General features: G+C 64.5%; 14 protein-coding genes. 11 read left to right on the top strand and 3 right to left on the bottom strand.

The features are described 5' to 3' along the window. Positions 1-2: 2 nt before the first annotated feature. From AC4D2Q_RS02560 to AC4D2Q_RS02545, 4 genes are all read left to right on the top strand, one after another. Positions 3-1520, top strand: a complete 1518-nt coding sequence (locus tag AC4D2Q_RS02560; protein WP_490944687.1) for a flavin monoamine oxidase family protein — start codon at positions 3-5, stop codon at positions 1518-1520. 8 nt (positions 1521-1528) lie between these two features. Further along, entirely contained in the window at positions 1529-2416 is an 888-nt protein-coding gene (locus AC4D2Q_RS02555) for a universal stress protein (protein WP_490944684.1), read from the top strand. Then, a complete protein-coding gene (locus tag AC4D2Q_RS02550) occupies positions 2413-3954 on the top strand; it encodes an APC family permease (RefSeq protein ID WP_490944681.1) in 1542 nt (513 codons plus the stop codon). The genes AC4D2Q_RS02555 and AC4D2Q_RS02550 overlap by 4 nt, the downstream gene beginning before the upstream one ends. A 466-nt stretch (positions 3955-4420) precedes the next feature. Beyond that, positions 4421-6160 (top strand): CAP domain-containing protein, encoded by a 1740-nt coding sequence (locus AC4D2Q_RS02545; protein ID WP_490944679.1) that lies wholly within the window; start codon positions 4421-4423, stop codon positions 6158-6160. Between the two features lie 71 nt (positions 6161-6231). On the opposite strand, the gene rarD is transcribed toward AC4D2Q_RS02545, so the two are convergent. Beyond that, a complete protein-coding gene (gene rarD, locus AC4D2Q_RS02540) occupies positions 6232-7260 on the bottom strand; it encodes an EamA family transporter RarD (RefSeq protein ID WP_490944677.1) in 1029 nt (342 codons plus the stop codon). A 196-nt stretch (positions 7261-7456) separates the two neighbouring features. Between rarD and AC4D2Q_RS02535 the strand changes: the two genes are divergently transcribed. Together AC4D2Q_RS02535 and AC4D2Q_RS02530 are read left to right on the top strand one after the other, a co-directional pair. Further along, the gene (locus AC4D2Q_RS02535) at positions 7457-8878 is read left to right on the top strand and encodes an FAD-dependent oxidoreductase (protein WP_490944675.1); all 1422 of its coding nucleotides are present in this window, start codon (positions 7457-7459) and stop codon (positions 8876-8878) included. A gap of 134 nt (positions 8879-9012) precedes the next feature. After that, positions 9013-10398: a GAF domain-containing protein gene (locus AC4D2Q_RS02530; RefSeq protein ID WP_490944673.1), complete on the top strand. Its 1386-nt coding sequence runs from the start codon at positions 9013-9015 to the stop codon at positions 10396-10398. Between the two features lie 7 nt (positions 10399-10405). Here AC4D2Q_RS02530 and AC4D2Q_RS02525 read toward each other — a convergent pair whose 3' ends face one another. Further along, positions 10406-11284: a glycoside hydrolase family 16 protein gene (locus tag AC4D2Q_RS02525; RefSeq protein ID WP_490944671.1), complete on the bottom strand. Its 879-nt coding sequence runs from the start codon at positions 11282-11284 to the stop codon at positions 10406-10408. Positions 11285-11322: 38 nt separating this feature from the next. After that, complete coding sequence (locus tag AC4D2Q_RS02520) at positions 11323-13023, bottom strand: DHA2 family efflux MFS transporter permease subunit (RefSeq protein WP_490944669.1); 1701 nt, start codon at positions 13021-13023, stop codon at positions 11323-11325. 166 nt (positions 13024-13189) lie between these two features. Between AC4D2Q_RS02520 and exaC the strand changes: the two genes are divergently transcribed. The 5 genes from exaC to AC4D2Q_RS02495 all read left to right on the top strand — a co-directional run bounded on the left by exaC (position 13190) and on the right by AC4D2Q_RS02495 (position 17361). Continuing rightward, positions 13190-14713: an acetaldehyde dehydrogenase ExaC gene (exaC, locus tag AC4D2Q_RS02515; protein ID WP_490944667.1), complete on the top strand. Its 1524-nt coding sequence runs from the start codon at positions 13190-13192 to the stop codon at positions 14711-14713. 67 nt (positions 14714-14780) lie between these two features. Beyond that, complete coding sequence (gene adhP, locus AC4D2Q_RS02510; RefSeq protein ID WP_490945694.1) at positions 14781-15791, top strand: alcohol dehydrogenase AdhP; 1011 nt, start codon at positions 14781-14783, stop codon at positions 15789-15791. After that, entirely contained in the window at positions 15791-16225 is a 435-nt protein-coding gene (locus tag AC4D2Q_RS02505) for a DUF779 domain-containing protein (RefSeq protein WP_490944665.1), read from the top strand. Before adhP ends, AC4D2Q_RS02505 begins: the two co-directional genes overlap by 1 nt. 169 nt (positions 16226-16394) lie before the next feature. Continuing rightward, positions 16395-16793: a hypothetical protein gene (locus AC4D2Q_RS02500; protein ID WP_490944663.1), complete on the top strand. Its 399-nt coding sequence runs from the start codon at positions 16395-16397 to the stop codon at positions 16791-16793. 262 nt (positions 16794-17055) lie between these two features. Next, positions 17056-17361 carry a DUF4193 domain-containing protein gene (locus AC4D2Q_RS02495; RefSeq protein WP_400931017.1) on the top strand — a complete coding sequence of 102 codons (306 nt, stop codon included), beginning with the start codon at positions 17056-17058 and terminating at the stop codon, positions 17359-17361. The last annotated feature ends 3 nt before the right edge of the window (positions 17362-17364 follow it).

Raw genomic sequence — 17364 nt, 5'->3', positions numbered from 1 at the left:
TCATGGTGTCACACGGGGAATTGCCCCCGTGGACCGGCTTCCCTGCGCACGTGACGCGCGCTACAGTTCTTCCAGTAAATGAATATCATTCATTTATTGGAAGAACGGCGGCCCTCCCGGCCGCGGGAAAGGACACCGTGAAAACGCTGGAACGTGACGTTGTAATCATTGGAGCCGGGCCCTCGGGCTTGAGCGCGGCCCGGAAGCTGAAGGCCGCAGGCCTGAGCGTGGCCGTGCTGGAAGCCCGTGACCGGGTGGGCGGACGGACCTGGACGGACACCATCGACGGCGCCATGCTGGAAATCGGCGGCCAGTGGGTTTCTCCCGACCAGACGGCCCTGATCGCCCTCCTTGAGGAACTGGGCCTGGAAACGTTCGAACGCTACCGCTCCGGCGAGTCGGTCTACATTGCCCCGGACGGGACGCGCAGCACCTACACCGGCGAAATCTTCCCGGTGAACGCTGAGACGGAAAAGGAAATGCTCCGCCTCATCGAACTCCTGGACGTGCTGGCCGCGGAAACGGATCCGGCGGCACCCTGGAACCATCCCCGTGCCCGGGAACTGGACACCGTCTCCTTCCATCACTGGCTCCGCGAGCAGTCCGCCGATGAAGAAGCGTGCAACAACATCGGACTGTTCGTAGCCGGCGGCATGCTCACCAAGCCCGCCCACGCCTTCTCCGCACTGCAGGCGCTGCTGATGGCCGCCTCCGCCGGCTCCTTCTCCAACCTGGTGGATGAGGACTTCATCCTGGACCGCCGCGTGGCGGGCGGGATGCAGCAGGTGTCCGAGCGCATGGCCGCGGACCTGGGTGACGACGTCGTCCTCTGTGCCCCCGTGCGCTTCCTGCGCTGGCCGGGGGAGGACGGCACCGCGCACGACGGCGTGACCGCCGTTGCCGACAATGTCACCGTTCACGCCCGCCGTGCCGTTATGGCCGTGCCGCCGAACCTGTATTCCCGGGTCTCCTTCGATCCGCCGCTGCCGCGCCGCCAGCACCAGATGCACCAGCACCAGTCCCTGGGCCTGGTGATCAAGGTCCACGCCGTGTACTCCACCCCCTTCTGGCGGGAAGCCGGGCTGTCCGGCACCTGCTTCGGCGCCGGCGAGCTGGTCCAGGAAATCTATGACAACACCAACCACGAGGACCCGCGCGGCACCCTGGTCGGTTTCATTTCCGATGAGAAGGCCGACCGGATGTTCGAGCTGTCGGTTGAGGACCGCCGCAAGGCCATCCTGGCGTCCCTGGCGGCGTTCCTGGGCGACGAGGCACTGACGCCCGAGGTCTACTACGAATCGGACTGGGGTTCGGAGGAGTGGACGCGGGGAGCCTACGCGGCCAGCTATGACCTCGGCGGCCTGCACCGCTACGGCCCGGACCAGCTCAAGCCCGTCGGGCCCATTTACTGGTCCTCCTCCGACCTCGCGGCCGAGGGGTACCAGCACGTGGACGGCGCAGTCCGGATGGGCCAGCTCACCGCCGAGCGCATCCTCGCCTCAGACCCCGGCAAGGGCTAGGCACACCCATGCGCTACGTCGTCGGATACACCGCCAACGAACGGGGCAGGGATGCCCTGAACCTGGCCGCAGCCCTGGCCCGGACCCAGGACGCGGAGCTGGACCTGGTCATGGTTGACCCGGTGCACTCTCCCTACACAGCCGTCTATCCGCCCGAAAGCGGCTACCGGGACCTGCTGGAAGAACAGCTGGAACAGTGGCTCTCCGAAGGTCTGGCCCAGGTGCCCGACGACGTCCGCGCCGCCGGATACATCCGCAACGCCGACTCCGACGCGCACGGGCTCATTGACGCCGCGGAGGAGTTCGGCGCCGGCCTGATCGTGGTGGGCGCCTCGAGCAACGGGATGTTCAAGCGCTTCACCGTCGGCAGCGTGGCGAATGCCCTGCTCCACGCCGCGCAGGTTCCGGTGGCACTGGCGCCGCACGGCTACAGCCGGACCGCACCGCTGACCCGGATCACCTGCGCGGTGGGCAACCGCCGCGGCGCCGAAGACGTCCTGGAAACCGCGGTGCGGACCGCCGCGCGGAGCGGGTTACCCCTGCGCCTGGTCTCCCTGGTAGCCCTCGATGCTCCGTCCCGGGATGAAAATGCCGTGTTGGAGGCGCATCTGCACGCCGAGGACCGCCTCGCCCAAGCCCGGGAGCTGGCCGCCGGTCGGTGCCCGGTCACCGCCGTCGTTGCCTCCGGCCGCACGATCGAGAATGCTGTCGACGATCTGGACTTCGACGACGGCGACATCATGCTCATCGGTTCCAGCAGGCTGGCCGCAAACAACCAGCTTTTCCTCGGACCCACTGCCAGCAAGGTGCTGCGCAGCCTCCCCGTCCCCATGGTCGTGGTGCCCCGGAATTTCCGGGCCGGCGGCACATCCAGCCCCTCAGAGGTGACCAAATGAGCTCCAGCAAAATACTTCCGGGCCGGGAAGGCGCCGCCGGCGGCCTCAGCCGCAAGGGATTGAAGGCGGGAACAGTAGGCCTGCTCGGGGCGGTGGTGATCGGCGTGTCCTGCATCGCGCCGGCGTACACGCTGACGGCCGGGCTGGGCCCAACCGTCTCCGAGGTGGGCGTGCAGCTGCCGGCCATCTTCCTGGTGGGCTTCATTCCCATGATCCTGGTGGCGCTGGGCTACCGGGAACTGAACAACGCGATGCCGGACTCAGGCACCTCCTTCACCTGGGCCACGCGTGCCTTTGGCCCGTGGATCGGCTGGATGGGCGGATGGGGACTGATCGCGGCCACCATCATCGTGCTCTCAAACCTCGCAGCGGTGGCCGTGGATTTCTTCTACCTCATGCTCGCGCAGGTCACCGGCAATGACTCCATTGCCGATCTGACCACCAACCTGCCGCTGAACATCCTCACCACCTGCATCTTTATTGCCGGCGCCTGCTGGATTTCCTACCGCGGGCTGGAAACCACCAAGGTTTTCCAATACGTCCTGGTGGGGTTCCAGCTGCTGGTTCTGGGCTGGTTCTCAGTGGCAGCGTTTATCCATGTAGGAGCGGGAACGGCGTTTGACGCCACTCCCATCACTGCCGAGTGGTTCAACCCCTTCGCCGTGGACTCCTTCTCCAGCTTTGCCGCGGGAGTGTCGCTGTCCATCTTTGTGTACTGGGGCTGGGACGTCACCCTGACCATGAACGAAGAAACGAAGGACCCGGACAAGACCCCGGGGCGCGCCGCCACCGTGACGGTGTTCGTGATTGTGCTGGTTTACATGATGGTGTCCCTTGCCGTGCTGGCCTATGCCGGAGTTGGAGAGGGCGAATTGGGGGCAGGAAACCCGGACAACCAGGAAAGCATCTTTGCCGTGCTGGCCGGTCCGGTGATGGGACCGTTTGCCATCCTCATGTCCCTGTCCATCCTCAGCAGCTCTGCCGCGTCGCTGCAGTCGACCTTCGTGTCGCCTGCACGGACACTGCTGGCCATGGGCCACTACCGTGCCCTGCCCCGGCGGTTCGGCAGCATCAGCCCGGTCCACAAGTCGCCGGGCTACGCCACGGTGGCCTCCGCCGTCGCCGCCGCAGGCTTTTACACGCTCACCCGGCTGCTCTCGGAAAACGCACTCTGGGACACCATTACCGCGCTGGGCCTGATGATCTGCTTCTACTACGGCATTACGGCAATGGCCTGTGTCTGGTTCTTCCGGGCGGAAGCGTTCAGCTCGCTGCGCAGCTTCCTGCTGAAATTCCTCGCCCCGCTGACCGGCGCCGTCATCCTGTTCGTCATGTTCCTCAAGACCGCGGTGGATTCCCTGGACCCGGACTACGGGTCCGGGTCGTCCATCGGCGGTGTTGGGCTGGTGTTCATTCTGGGAACCGGCGTCATCGCCCTCGGTGTCGTGTTGATGCTGCTGATGTATTGGCGCAACCCGGGGTATTTCCGCGGTGAAACCCTGCGGAAGGGTGCCGCGCTGCAGGCTTCGGAGCAGTAGATTCCCGCCCGAAGAATTCTTCGTGCAGGTAACGGGCCTAAAACCCGTCCGGCGAAATCCTTCGTGCAGCTGACGGGCCCAAACTCCCCATTTGAGCCCCTTTAAGCCCGTCAGCTGCACGAGAGATTTTCCATAGCCCCGTTAGCTGCACGAAGGATGCCAGCGAGTCACCGAGTGTCCAGCTTTGGCGGGTTCGGCGGCCATCAGGTTTCTCTGACAAGCGGAGGCTGAAGACGGCTTCGGTCCGCGCCGGGTGTGATCGTGCCTTATTCATCACAGTCCAGCGTGTCCAATTTGTCAACAGTGTTACTGGTGATATTAGAGGTGCCATTGTTTATTTAGGGACCCCTGCGGTAAGTTCACTGGGTTGCCCCGTGCCTTTTTGCCGGGCACCGCAGCTTTTGGGGAAGCTGCGCACGTTCCGGCTTCGGTGTTTTCACTGGGTCTCGAGGCATAAGGATGCCCTATGCGCATAAAGAAACTTGTGAGCGTCTTCGCGGCGCTTGCCATTGCACTTACGACGGCGGTGATCTCGATCCCGTCCGCGTCGGCAAGCAGCTCAGGGGATGCGCAGTTCGCGCAACGCCTCTACACCCTGATCAACGATTACCGGGCGCAGTATGCGCTGGCACCGCTGCGGTGGAATGACCAGATGTCCGCGGAATCGCAGTCCTGGACCCAGCAGTCAGCGGACCAGGCCAACGTCTACGGCGCCGGTGTCTTCCAGCACAGCCCGGGGTCCTATGCCTTCCACGAAAACATCGTCTGGAACATGAGTGCCGATGAGGCCTTCAACTGGTGGGTGAATTCGCCGGCACACCGCGCGAACATGCTCGGAGCCTCGGACACGGATATTGGACTGGGCGCGGTCCAGTTGACCGCCGGCCCGAACCAGGGCGCGTATCTGGCCACCGCCAAGTTTGGCCGGTACTCGGTGTCTCCGGAGGAAGAAGCGGCAGCGCGCGAGGAAGCCAACCGTGCCGCCGCTGAGCAGGCTGCCCAGGAAGCTGCCGCCCGTGCTGCTGCCGAGCAGGCGGCCCGAGAGGCTGCTGCTCAGAAGGCTGCAGCCGACGCTGCGGCTGATAAGGCAGCTCAGGAAGCCGCCGCACGTGCTGCTGCGGACGAGGCTGCGGCCCGTGCTGCTGCCGAGCAGGTGGCTCAAGAGGCTGCTGCTCAGAAGGCTGCAGCCGACGCTGCGGTTGAAAAGGCAGCTCAGGAGGCTGCGGCCCGTGCTGCTGCCGAAAAGACAGCTCAGGAAGCTGCCGCACGTGCTGCTGCGGACGAAGCTGCGGCTCAGGCTGCCGCTGAGCAGGCGGCGCAAGAAGCTGCCGCTGAGAAGGCTGCAGCCGACGCTGCGGCTGAGAAGGCAGCAGCTGAAAAGGCAGCTCAGGAAGCAGCCGCTCGTGCGGCTGCTGAAGAAGCTGCCCAGAACGCCGCCGTTGAAAAAGCCGCCGCGGAAACCGCAGCCAAGGCTGCGGACGAAGCCGCGGCTCAAGCCGACGCTGACAAAGCCGCTCAGGAAGCCGATGCCAGGGCTGCGGAAGATGCAGCAGCTCGGAAGTCCGCCGATGACGCCGCTGCTCTCAAAACCGCCGCAGATGCTGTGGCTGAGCAGGCCGCCGCCAAGCAGGCCGATGATGCTGCAGCCCAGGCTCTCGCTGCAAAGGCTGCCGCCGAACAGGAAGCGCGGCTGGCCGCCGAGCAGGCAGCGGCCCGGGATGCAGTCCCCGTCGCCACTGTGGAACAGGTTGTCTCCGGACGGGACTCGCTCCTCACTGCATCGACACAGGGCAACGTGACAGCAGCTGCTTCCGGCAGCCAGCTGCGAATCTCCGGCCTTGGAGCCGGCGCCGCTTATGAAGTGGTTATTCCCTCCGCAGGGGTCAACCTGGGCACTGTTACTGCAGATGCCACAGGCTCGCTTGCGGCAGGCATTCCGGCCGTTTTGGCAGCCGGCGAACACAAGGTGGCCCTGTTCCGGGACGGAGCCCTCGCAGGCTGGAGCACCTTCAGCGTGGAACAGGCAGTCACCGTCCTCGCCGCGCAGCAGGGTCCGGCTGCCGCGGATGGAACTGTGGAACTGGCCGCCACCGGGTTGAATGCGGCCGAACTGGCCATCGGCGGAATTGGAACCCTGATGGCGCTGACCGGTGCCGGTGCCCTCACGGTGGTCCAGCGACAGCGCCAAACCGCGGCCCGGCGGTAGACGTCAAGAGCAGTAAAAAGCCCCCGCAGTCCGGTGAACCGGGCCGCGGGGGCTTTTTTCTGCCGAAATGTTTAGTCGGCTGCCGCTGGTATTGCCGCAGCGGTCCGCAGAATACGGTTGCGGCGGGGACCACCCATCATGTCCACCGACAGGATGACCAGTGCCAGCCAGATCAGGCCGAAACCTGCCCAGCGCTCCGGAGGCATGGCCTCGTGGAGAACGGTCAGGGCAATAATGAACTGCAGGGTGGGGGCCAAATACTGCAGCATTCCCACCGTGGACAGGGGCAGCCGCCGTGCAGCTGCACCAAAGAAGATGAGCGGAACGGCCGTGACAATGCCGGAGGCGGCGAGCAGCCAGAAGTGGCCCGCACCGTTGGAGAGGATGGTTGCTTCCCCGCTGACCATCAGCCAGATCAGGACGCCGATGGACAGGGGTGTCAGAGCTGCGGTTTCGATGGTGAGGCTGGAGACCGCATCCACCTTTCCGCCCACTCCCTTCTTGACGAGCCCGTACAGGCCGAAGCTGAAGGCGAGGATCATTGCCACCCAGGGGACCGTGCCATAGGCGAAGGTCAGGACCAGTACCGCAATGAATCCCACGGCCATCGCCACCCACTGCAGCGGCCGGAGCTTTTCCTTGAAGACAATGACGCCCAGCAGGACGGAAACAAGCGGGTTGACGAAATAACCCAAGGCGGCTTCCACGGCATGTTCATTCAGGATCGCCCAGGCATACGTCAGCCAGTTGACGGCGATCAGCGCGGCGGCACCGGCAAGAGTCCCCACCAGCCGCAGATCCCGGCCGGCGGTAGCCGCAGCCTTCCATGACCGCATAACAGTGAGAAGAACGGCACAGAACACCAGCGAGAAAACGATGCGCGAAGCAACAATTTCCACCGCTCCTGCCGGAACCAGCAGGAGGAAGTACAGGGGCAGCAGACCCCACATCACATAGGCGGCGGCGCCAAAGAAAATCCCGGTTGTTGTTTCGCTGCGGCCGGATGCCGGAGGCTGCGCCGGCGGCGCACCCGGAGCGGAACGGATTGGTTCTGATAAGGATGCGGCGCGCTGGGCGTCTGTTCCGTTAGATGAAGACACGTGATTCACAACCGGGCAGCGCTGCCGCCTATTCCCGGCATGCAGGAGGCCGCTGACGCAGGACGGGGCCCGGGGGGAGCCAACCATCCGCGGCGGCCTTCGCGCCGAACCGTTTAGACGCCGTCGTACGCGGCATTTAGAATAGGAAACTGTGCGTTATTCCGCACGAGGTTTCCCCCGAGACGAAGGACTATCAGTGTCTAATTCAGCCGCGGACCGGTCGCAGCGCCCCATGCGAGTCGCCATTATCGGCGCTGGCCCCGCCGGTGTTTATGCCGCAGATATCCTCACCAAAGCTGAACGGGACTTCGAGGTCAGCATCGACCTCTTTGACAAGTACCCCGCTCCGTATGGCCTGATCCGTTACGGGGTTGCCCCTGACCACCCGCGGATCAAGGGCATCGTGAACGCCCTGCACAAGGTGATGGACCGCGGGGACATCCGGTTCCTGGGAAACGTGCACTACGGCAAAGACCTCACGCTGACGGACTTCCGGCACTTCTACGATGCGATCATCTTCGCCACCGGTGCCATCAAGGACGCTGACATGAGCATCCCCGGCGTGGAACTGGAGGGATCCTTCGGCGGAGCCGACTTTGTCTCCTGGTATGACGGACATCCGGACGTCCCGCGTGAATGGCCCCTGGATGCCAAGGAAGTTGCCGTTATCGGCAACGGCAACGTGGCCCTCGACGTCGCCCGGATCCTTTCCAAGCACGCCGACGACCTGCTGACCACCGAGATTCCGCACAATGTCTATGAGGGTCTGAAGAAGTCCCCGGTGACGGACGTGCATATCTTTGGCCGCCGCGGCCCGGCCCAGGTGAAGTTCACGCCGCTGGAACTGCGTGAGCTTTCGCATTCGCGCGATGTCGACATTGTGCTGTACCCGGAGGACTTCGAATTCGACGAAGGCTCCGATGAGCAGATCCGCACCAACAACCAGACCAAGACCATGGTCAACACGCTGACCAACTGGCTGGTCGAGGAGCAGGACTCCGGAGCCTCGCGCCGGCTGCACCTGCATTTCCTGCACAGCCCGGTGGAGATCTACGACGACCCCGCCAACCCCGGCAAGGTTGCCGGCATGAAGTTCGAGCGCAATGAACTGGACGGAACCGGCAATGCCCGCGGTACCGGAGAGATTGTTGATTATCCGGTGCAGGCCGTTTACCGGGCCATCGGCTACTTCGGTTCCGAACTGCCCGAGGTGGGCTTTGACGCCCGCCGCGGCGTCATCCCCAACGAGGGCGGCCGCGTCATCGACGAGTCCGGCAATCCCGTGCCGGGAATCTACACCACCGGCTGGATCAAGCGGGGCCCGGTGGGTCTGATCGGGCACACCAAGGGCGACGCCCTGGAAACCATCGGCTTCCTGCTGGAGGACCGGCTGAACCTGCCCTCCGCCGAGGAACCCGAGGAAGACTCCATCATCAAACTGCTCGAAGAGCGCGGCGTGGAGTACACCACCTGGGAGGGCTGGCTGAAGCTGGACGCCTATGAGAAGAGCCTTGGTGCCTCCTACATCCACCCGGATCCCGCCACGGGCGAACTGGTGCGCGAACGGGTAAAGGTTGTGGACCGCGAAGAAATGGTCCGCATCGCCCGCGGCCAGTAGCGGCCTCCGCTCCGGTTTCACATTGCGGCCTCCTTCCCATGGATGGGAGGGAGGCCGCATGAGTAGACTGTGCTGAAACCCGGCATAACGCCGGTGTTCAATGGTCTCCTTATCAGTGTGGATAGGTCGGGGCAGTGCATAATCAGGACTTTCTTGTTCCGCCGCGGGGCACGGCTGCCTCCACGCAGCATGACGCGTTCCGTGCGCATGAACTTCTGGGCTCACCCGACGGGCTGAGCCGCTGGCTGCGGCCGCCGGTCCGGGAATCATGGCAACGCTCCCTGCAGCACCAAACGGATCCGGACAAAGCGGTGCCACGGCTGGTGTTCAGCGGTCCGGAGCTGGCCGAATACCGCAGCTCCCACCCCCTGGCCTCCATCATGCCGGTCATCCGGCAGCTGCTGGTCCGTCCGGGCGCGGACAGCGGACTGCTCGTAGCGGTGGGCGATGAACTCGGCCGGCTGCTGTGGGTGGACGGTGATGAAGAACTGCGACGCCGCGCGGAGGGAATGCTCTTTGTCCCGGGTACTGATTGGTCCGAACCTTCCATCGGCACCAGCGCTCCGGGAACGGCGCTGGCCACGGGGCGAAGCGTCCAGATTTCCGGGGCTGAGCATTTCAGCCGGCAGGTCCACTCCTGGAGCTGCACGGCGGTGCCGGTCCGTGATCCGGACACCGGGTCACTGATCGGCGTCGTCGACATCACCGGCCGGGAGCAGGCGGTGGCGGCCCACACCCTGGCCCTGGTGGAAGCCACCGTGGCAGCGGCCCAAATCCAGCTGCGGGTGGAGCGGCTGCAGAACACCGGCCGGAGCAGGAACCGCCGGCCGCGCTCCCGCCGATCATCCGCGGATTCGGCTCCGGCCCAACCCCGCACTCGTGAAATGGGTCCGCCGCGCCCGGCGCTTCTGCGCCGGGACAGCCTGCAGATCCTGGGCCGGGACCAGGCTGTGGTGAACGTCGGCGGACGCCCCGCACCGCTCAGCGTCCGGCACGCGGAGCTGCTGACACTGCTGGCACTGCACCCTCAGGGGCTGACCGCCGACGAACTCTCCGTCATGGTCTACCCGGAATGCACCTCGGTCAGTACAGTCCGCGCGGAAATGCTGCGGCTGCGCAACCTGCTGGGCAAACACAGCGAGGGCACGCCCGAACCACACCTGATCCCGCAGTCCCGCCCCTACCGGCTGCCGCATGAGCTGCAGATCGATGCCCGGCAGGTGCTCGGGTACCTGGAGCGAGGCGCGTACCGGCTGGCCCTGGAACTGTACCGGGGGCCGGTCCTGCCGCGCTCCGAAGCCCCTGCCATTGCCGCGCTGCGCAGCGAGGTCAGTTCCGTACTCCGGGAGGCCATGCTCTCCGATGCAGGTCCGGATTCACTGCTGGATTACCTTTTATTGCCTGAAACGCGGAACGACGTCGAAGCCTGGGCTTTGGCGCTGCGGCTGCTGCCGCAGCGCTCACCCAGGCGGGCTTCCGTCGTGGCGCATCTGGAGCGGTTGGAAAGGGAACTGGGTTAGGCCCGGTTCACTGCTGCCATTGCTCGAACCGGATGAAATCGAACACGGCGTAGGGATCTTCCCTGACGCCCTCCGCGGTGTACGGCCACGTGGATTCGTTCACGGGACCGGACAGCCCTGAACCTGCGGTCATGACGATGGTGATGAAGAAGGGCTGATCGAAGGGCCATCCGCCTGCGGCGCGCGGATCCGAAGCCTCGGCCACGTGATAGGTTTCCCCGTCGATGGCCCAGGAAATACGATCCGGTTCCCACATCAGGGTGTGTTCAGCCCAGCGGCCAACCAGCGTGTTTCCCTGCCGGGTCGCCGTGATCGGTGCTCCGCCGGAATACCCCGGCCCGTGCAGGGACGCGAAGGGATTCGCGCCCCTTGCCAGGGCAATCTCGGTGGCATCGATTTCGCCGCAGGCCGGCCAGCCCACTTCGTTAATGTTCACTCCGTAGAGGCAGACACCCACACCGATGCCGTCACCTGAACTGACGTACTGCCGTGTGGTGAGGCGCCCGTACGGTCCAACGTTGAGTTTGTCCTGCGACGTGATCCCGCCGGCACTGTACGTATATCCATTCCGGCCGCCGGACTTCGCCTTCAGGACCAGATTTCCGCCGCTGACCGAAACCATCGCCGGATCGTTGTACTGTAGTTCGCCAAGATCACGGTTGCCGCCATAGTCCATGGCGGTCCACCAGGCCGTATTGAGCGACGTCCCGTCAAAACGGTCCTCCCAGACAATCCGCCAGCCGGTTTCCGGAGTTGTGCCCGACGGCGGAGCCGGATCCGGGCGGTCACGGTCCTGGACGGTGCAGGACGAAAGGAGGACTGCCGCCGGTGCTCCGGCGGCAAGACGGATGAAGCGCCGGCGGGTAAGCCGGGACTGATCAGCCATGGTTCGCTCCCTTCAGCGGGGGCCGGCCCGGACCACAGTTAGCTGCGCCCCGGGCGTTCCCCGTCCCGCGGCCGGGACACCCCGTCGTCCGGCGTGACGTCCTGGGAGCGGGACGGGGGACCGGCCTGGGGAGCGGCCTGAGGCCCGGTCACCGGACGGATCCGCAGACTGGTCAGCAGCCCGATCAGCAGGGCCGCGGCGGCAATCCACCCGGCCAGGGACGCGCCGTCGGTCATGGCTGCACGGGCGGCGTCGGCAATGTATGCGGTCTGCGGGTCCCCGGCCAGTGCCGCGATGCTGCCGCCGGAGCTGGCGTTGACCGAGTCCACGAGGGGTGCCAGCAGCGGGTTCGCGACGATGTCGTCGGCAAGCCGGGACTCGGTACCCTCCTTCAGCGTGGTGAAGAACGCCGTGCCCAAAACAGCGATTCCCAGAGCGGACCCGGTCTGCCGGGCGGTGCTTTGCGTTGCAGAACCCTGTCCGCTGCGGGCCACCGGAACCTCGGCCAGGACCACCGACGTGAGCTGTGCCGTGGCCAGCCCCACGCCCATGCCGTAAACCAGCAGGATCGGCGAAGTCAGCCACGCTGTGCTGTCGGGGCGCAGCAGCAGGGCCAGCGAAGCGATGGCCACGATTTCCAGGCCCAGACCGATGCGGACCACCAGAATGGGGGAGAGCCTGCGCGAGAGTGCCGCCACCCCGCCGCTGGCCAGGAAGGAACCGGCGGCCAGGGGAACCAGGGCCAGCCCCGCCTGGAACGCCGAGTAGCCCAGCACGTTCTGGAACCACAGCGGCAGCGACAGGATCAGGCCGAATTCCCCAAAACTGACAATCAGCGCCGTGACGTTGCCGTTGGCGAAGGAAGGAATTCGGAACAGGGACAGGTCCAAAATGACGCCCTTGCCCTCGTTGGTCCGCTTGCGCTCCCAGAGGATAAAGGCGGTCAGCGCCAGAACGGCAACAAGGAAGGCCAGCGGAGCCGGTGACAGGCTGCCCACGGTGAAGGAGGCGTCGTCGTCGGCGGTCCACCAGCCGTAGCTGCGGCCCTCGATCAGGCCGAACACCAGGGAGCCGAATCCCAGGATGGACAGCAGCGCTCCGACGATGTCCAGGCGCTGGAGCGCACCGGTTACGGGTTCGGAAGACTCCGCCACGAACAGCAGGAGCCCAGCGGTCACGAGAATCCCGATCGGCACGTTGATGCCGAAGGCCCAGCGCCAGCTCGCGTGCTCGGTCAGCCACCCGCCCAGCAGCGGTCCAACTGCCGCCATCCCGCCGATGGTTGAGCCCCACACGGCAAAAGCGATTCCGCGCTCGCGGCCGGTGAAGTTGGCATTGAGCAGTGCCAGCGTGGTGGGCAGGATCATCGATCCGCCGAGTCCCTGGAGCGCACGCCCGGCAATCAGCAGGCCGCCGCTGCCGGCCAGCGCGCACAGGACGCTGGCCACCATGAAAATAACGACGCCGGTGAGCATGATCCGCCGCCGGCCCACCCGGTCCGCTATCCGGCCCCAGGTCAGGAGCAGGGCGGCAAAGAGGAGGGTGTAGATTTCCTGGACCCACTGGATCTGCGTGCTGGAAATTCCCAGGTCCGCCACGATCGAGGGGATGGACACGGACACAATGGTGGCGTCCATGATGATGATGGCCACGCCCAGGCTGATGGCCACCAGGCCCCACCAGCGGTAACGAAGGTAGCGGTCCGCTGCGGCGGGTTCTGAATTCGGGAGCTGGGACATGCGCGTTCCTTCGGGCCAGGAATACTTTTCTCAGGCAACCATAAGGCCCGACGCCGCCGCACGGCACTGCGGCACGGCGGTTCTTTCCCATGCAACCTTGGTGCAACGTCCGGTTCCGTACTCTCGGGGTACGTCAGACATCGACGTCACGACTTCAGGAGCAGACATGACCGTATATGCGCAGCCCGGCACCGAGGGATCCAAGCTTTCCTTCAAGCCCCGATACGAGAACTGGATCGGCGGCGAGTGGGTGCCGCCGGTCAAGGGCGGCTACTTCGAGAACGTCTCCCCAATCACCGGCAAGGTGTTCTGCGAGGTTGCACGGGGCACCTCCGAGGACATCGACCTGGCACTGGACGCAGCGCACAAGGCGGCTCCGTCGTGGGGCAAGACCTCCGTGGCCGAGCGGGCACTGATCCTGAACCGGATCGCGGACCGCATCGAGGAGAACCTCGAAATGCTCGCCGTCGCCGAAACCTGGGACAACGGCAAGCCGGTCCGTGAGACCCTCGCAGCGGACATGCCCCTGGCAGTGGACCACTTCCGTTACTTTGCCGGAGCGGTCCGCGCGCAGGAGGGCACCCTCTCCCAGATTGATGACAACACCACGGCGTATCACTTCCATGAGCCGCTGGGCGTGGTGGGACAGATCATTCCGTGGAACTTCCCGATCCTCATGGCTGTCTGGAAGCTGGCCCCCGCGCTCGCCGCGGGCAACGCAATTGTCCTCAAGCCGGCCGAGCAGACCCCGGCCTCAATCATGGTGCTCATGGAGCTGATCGCGGACATCCTGCCCGCCGGAGTACTCAACGTGGTCAACGGGTTTGGCGTGGAAGCCGGCAAGCCGCTGGCATCCTCCAATCGGATCCGCAAGATCGCTTTCACCGGCGAAACCACCACCGGCCGGCTGATCATGCAGTACGCCTCGCAGAACCTGATTCCCGTCACCCTGGAACTCGGCGGCAAGAGCCCGAACATCTTCTTTGCGGACGTCGCCCAGGAGGATGACGCGTTCTACGACAAGGCGCTGGAAGGGTTCAACATGTTTGCCCTGAACCAGGGTGAAGTGTGCACCTGCCCCTCCCGGGCCCTGGTCCAGGAATCCATCTATGACTCCTTCATGTCCGACGCCCTTGCCCGCACGGCACAGATAGTCCAGGGCAACCCGCTGGACACCAACACCATGGTGGGCGCCCAGGCTTCCAACGACCAGCTGGAGAAGATACTCTCCTACATGGACATCGCGGAGCAGGAAGGCGCAAAGGTGCTCACCGGAGGTGAACGGCTGATGCTCGACGGCGACCTCGCCGGCGGCTTCTACGTTAAGCCCACGGTGTTTGAGGGCACCAACAACATGCGCATTTTCCAGGAGGAGATCTTTGGGCCGGTAGTGTCCGTGACCCGGTTCTCCGACTACGGTGAGGCCCTGGCCATCGCCAATGACACCCTGTACGGCCTCGGCGCCGGTGTCTGGTCCCGCAACGGCAACACGGCCTACCGCGCAGGTCGGGACATCCAGGCCGGCCGGGTCTGGGTCAACAACTACCACGCCTATCCCGCCCACGCGGCCTTCGGCGGCTACAAGTCTTCCGGCATCGGACGCGAAAACCACGCCATGATGCTGGACCACTACCAGCAGACCAAGAACCTGCTGGTCAGCTATGCCGAAAACAAGCAGGGTTTCTTCTAAGCCTGCTGCTTCGTTCCACCTCCGATAAATCCCCTTTATCTACGAAACGGACACGAAAATGACACAGATGAAAGCAGCAGTCGTCAACGAACTGGGCAAGGAACTGAGCGTTGAGGAAGTGAGCGTGCCGGACCCGGGTCCCGGACAGGTTTTGGTCAAGCTGGCGACCACCGGCGTCTGCCACACCGACCTGCATGCCGCCCAGGGTGACTGGCCGGTCAAGCCCACTCCGCCCTTCATCCCCGGCCACGAAGGTGTGGGCGAAGTTGTTTCGGTGGGAGAGGGCGTGACGGATATTGCTGTGGGAGACATGGTCGGCAACGCGTGGCTGTGGTCAGCCTGCGGTGTCTGCGAATACTGCCGCACCGGATGGGAAACCCTGTGCGAGCAGCAGCAGAACGGCGGCTACTCAGTCAACGGATCCTTTGGCGAGTACATGCTGGTTGACGCAAAATTCGCCGCTCGCATTCCCAAGGGTGCGGACCCGGTGGAGATTGCACCGGTGCTGTGCGCCGGAGTAACCGTCTACAAGGGGCTGAAGGTCAGCGAAGCGCGGCCCGGACAGTGGGTGGTGATCTCCGGCATCGGAGGGCTGGGCCACATCGCGGTCCAGTACGCCAAAGCCATGGGTCTGCGGGTTGCCGCGGTGGACGTTGCTGACGACAAGCTGGAACTGGCCAAGTCCTTTGGCGCCGAAGTGGTGGTCAATGCGCGCGAAGAGGACCCCGTTGAGGTCATCCAGGACAAGATTGGCGGCGCTCATGCCGTCCTGGTCACTGCTGTGCATCCCTCCGCCTTTGGCCAGGCAATTGGCATGGCCCGCCGCGGCGGAACCATTGTGTTCAATGGTCTTCCCCCGGGAGATTTCCCGGCACCGATCTTTGACATTGTGCTCAAGGGACTGACCATCCGCGGCTCGATCGTGGGCACCCGGCAGGACCTCGCCGAGGCCATCGACTTCTATGACCGGGGCCTGATCCATCCGAAGGTCAGCACCCGCAACCTCGACGAAATCAACGCCGTGATGGATGAGCTGGAGCACGGCAAGGTCGACGGACGGGTGGTTGTTCAGTACTGATGTTTCCGAACCAGGAAAGCGGCCGGGATCTTTCGGCTGCACCGGCAGGATCCGTCCTGGAAGCTGCCGTCACGCTGCCCGGGGAGAACTCCTCCCGGGTAGCGCTGACGGATGAAGCCCAGCAGCTTCTGCTGAAGCTGAGGGAACAGCACGGTCCGCTGATGTTTCACCAGTCAGGGGGCTGCTGCGACGGCTCGTCGCCCATGTGCTATCCGGACGGGGACTTCATCACCTCTGAAGCAGACGTGCTGCTGGGGACCTTCGAGTTGATCCCCGGGGAGCATCTGGACTTTTGGATGTCCCTGGAACAGTTCGAATACTGGAAGCACACGCACCTGACCGTGGATGTTGTTACGGGCAGGGGCAGCGGGTTTTCCGTTGAAGCTCCGGAGGGCAAGCGGTTCCTGATCCGTTCCCGTCTAATGGGTGCCTGACCGGGAAACGGCGCCGCAGAATGCCGGGCACAGGTGGGGGTGAACACAACAGCCGCCAAGCATAGTAAGGTTGCTGTTGATTCTTCCGCTTACGGCGGTAGTGTGCATATGAACAATGGTGTCTGACGGTATTCGCAATGCCCCTTAGCGGGCAGGATTGAGGAAAACCATGGTTAAGAAGTTCGTATTTCTCGCCGGCATGGGCGTGGGCTACCTGGTCGGCTCCAAGGGCGGCCGTGAAAAGCTGATGGAACTGTGGAAGGACCCCAAGGTTCAGGACACGGTTTCCCACGGCACCGAGTGGGCCAAGGAAAAGGCTCCGGGGCTGCAGGAAAAGGTTACCGAGGTTGCTTCCACGGCCAAGGACAAAGTCTCGCACTCCTCCGATTCCGGCAAGCCGGCATCGGGCTCATCCGCCGGTTCCAGCAGCTCGACCGGTTCCAGCAGCAGCTCCACCCCCACGGCAGCTGAGGCCAGCGGAACCAGCTCCACCGGCAACGGTTCCTTCACGACGGGCGGCCAGCACACCATGACGCCCGCAGAGGTGCAGCCGGAACCCAAGAAGTAATTCTCTGTCCCCATCGGTACTGCACTGATGCGGAAAGGCGCTGGCTGAACAGCAGTGTGACATCCCCGAAGGGGCGCTCCGGCAACGGGGTGCCCCTTCGGTGCCTCTTGGGTGCGTTTGACGTGGCAGAACACACATATTCGGCCTGCGGCGAATATCGGCCGATTGTTGCCCCGCGTGGCAGGAGACGTGCCTTCCATCCGTTACGATCGAGGCCGGATCCGAAGTTACAGCAGAAGAAAAGGAGTGTGAGCCAACACAAATGGCAACAGATTACGACGCACCGCGCAAGACCGAGGACGACGGAGCCTCTACGGCTTCCCTCGAAGAACTGCAGGCCCAGCGCAGTGTCACCCCGTCCGCCACCGCCGTGGACGTTGACGAGACCGATGCCGCGGAGAACTTTGAACTCCCGGGCGCGGACCTGTCCGGCGAGGAACTGCTGGTTCGGGTGGTTCCTGCACAGGATGACGAATTCACCTGTGCCTCCTGCTTCCTCGTCCGCCACCGCTCACAGGTGGCCCTCGAAAAGAACGGCATGAAGTACTGCTCGGACTGCGAAGGCTAAAAC

The organism is Arthrobacter sp. TJ-178, from assembly GCF_058269275.1.
Note: the sequence above shows the minus strand (reverse complement) of the source record. Positions and strands in the feature narration are given on the sequence as shown.

Coding starts and splice junctions, on each gene's coding strand:
- adhP (WP_490945694.1), top strand. CDS start 14,781: ATGAAAGCAGCAGTCGTCAACGAACTGGGCAAGGAACTGAGCGTTGAG.
- AC4D2Q_RS02555 (WP_490944684.1), top strand. CDS start 1,529: ATGCGCTACGTCGTCGGATACACCGCCAACGAACGGGGCAGGGATGCC.
- AC4D2Q_RS02495 (WP_400931017.1), top strand. CDS start 17,056: ATGGCAACAGATTACGACGCACCGCGCAAGACCGAGGACGACGGAGCC.
- AC4D2Q_RS02505 (WP_490944665.1), top strand. CDS start 15,791: ATGTTTCCGAACCAGGAAAGCGGCCGGGATCTTTCGGCTGCACCGGCA.
- AC4D2Q_RS02520 (WP_490944669.1), bottom strand. CDS start 13,023: ATGTCCCAGCTCCCGAATTCAGAACCCGCCGCAGCGGACCGCTACCTT.
- AC4D2Q_RS02550 (WP_490944681.1), top strand. CDS start 2,413: ATGAGCTCCAGCAAAATACTTCCGGGCCGGGAAGGCGCCGCCGGCGGC.
- AC4D2Q_RS02525 (WP_490944671.1), bottom strand. CDS start 11,284: ATGGCTGATCAGTCCCGGCTTACCCGCCGGCGCTTCATCCGTCTTGCC.
- exaC (WP_490944667.1), top strand. CDS start 13,190: ATGACCGTATATGCGCAGCCCGGCACCGAGGGATCCAAGCTTTCCTTC.
- AC4D2Q_RS02545 (WP_490944679.1), top strand. CDS start 4,421: ATGCGCATAAAGAAACTTGTGAGCGTCTTCGCGGCGCTTGCCATTGCA.
- AC4D2Q_RS02560 (WP_490944687.1), top strand. CDS start 3: ATGGTGTCACACGGGGAATTGCCCCCGTGGACCGGCTTCCCTGCGCAC.
- AC4D2Q_RS02500 (WP_490944663.1), top strand. CDS start 16,395: ATGGTTAAGAAGTTCGTATTTCTCGCCGGCATGGGCGTGGGCTACCTG.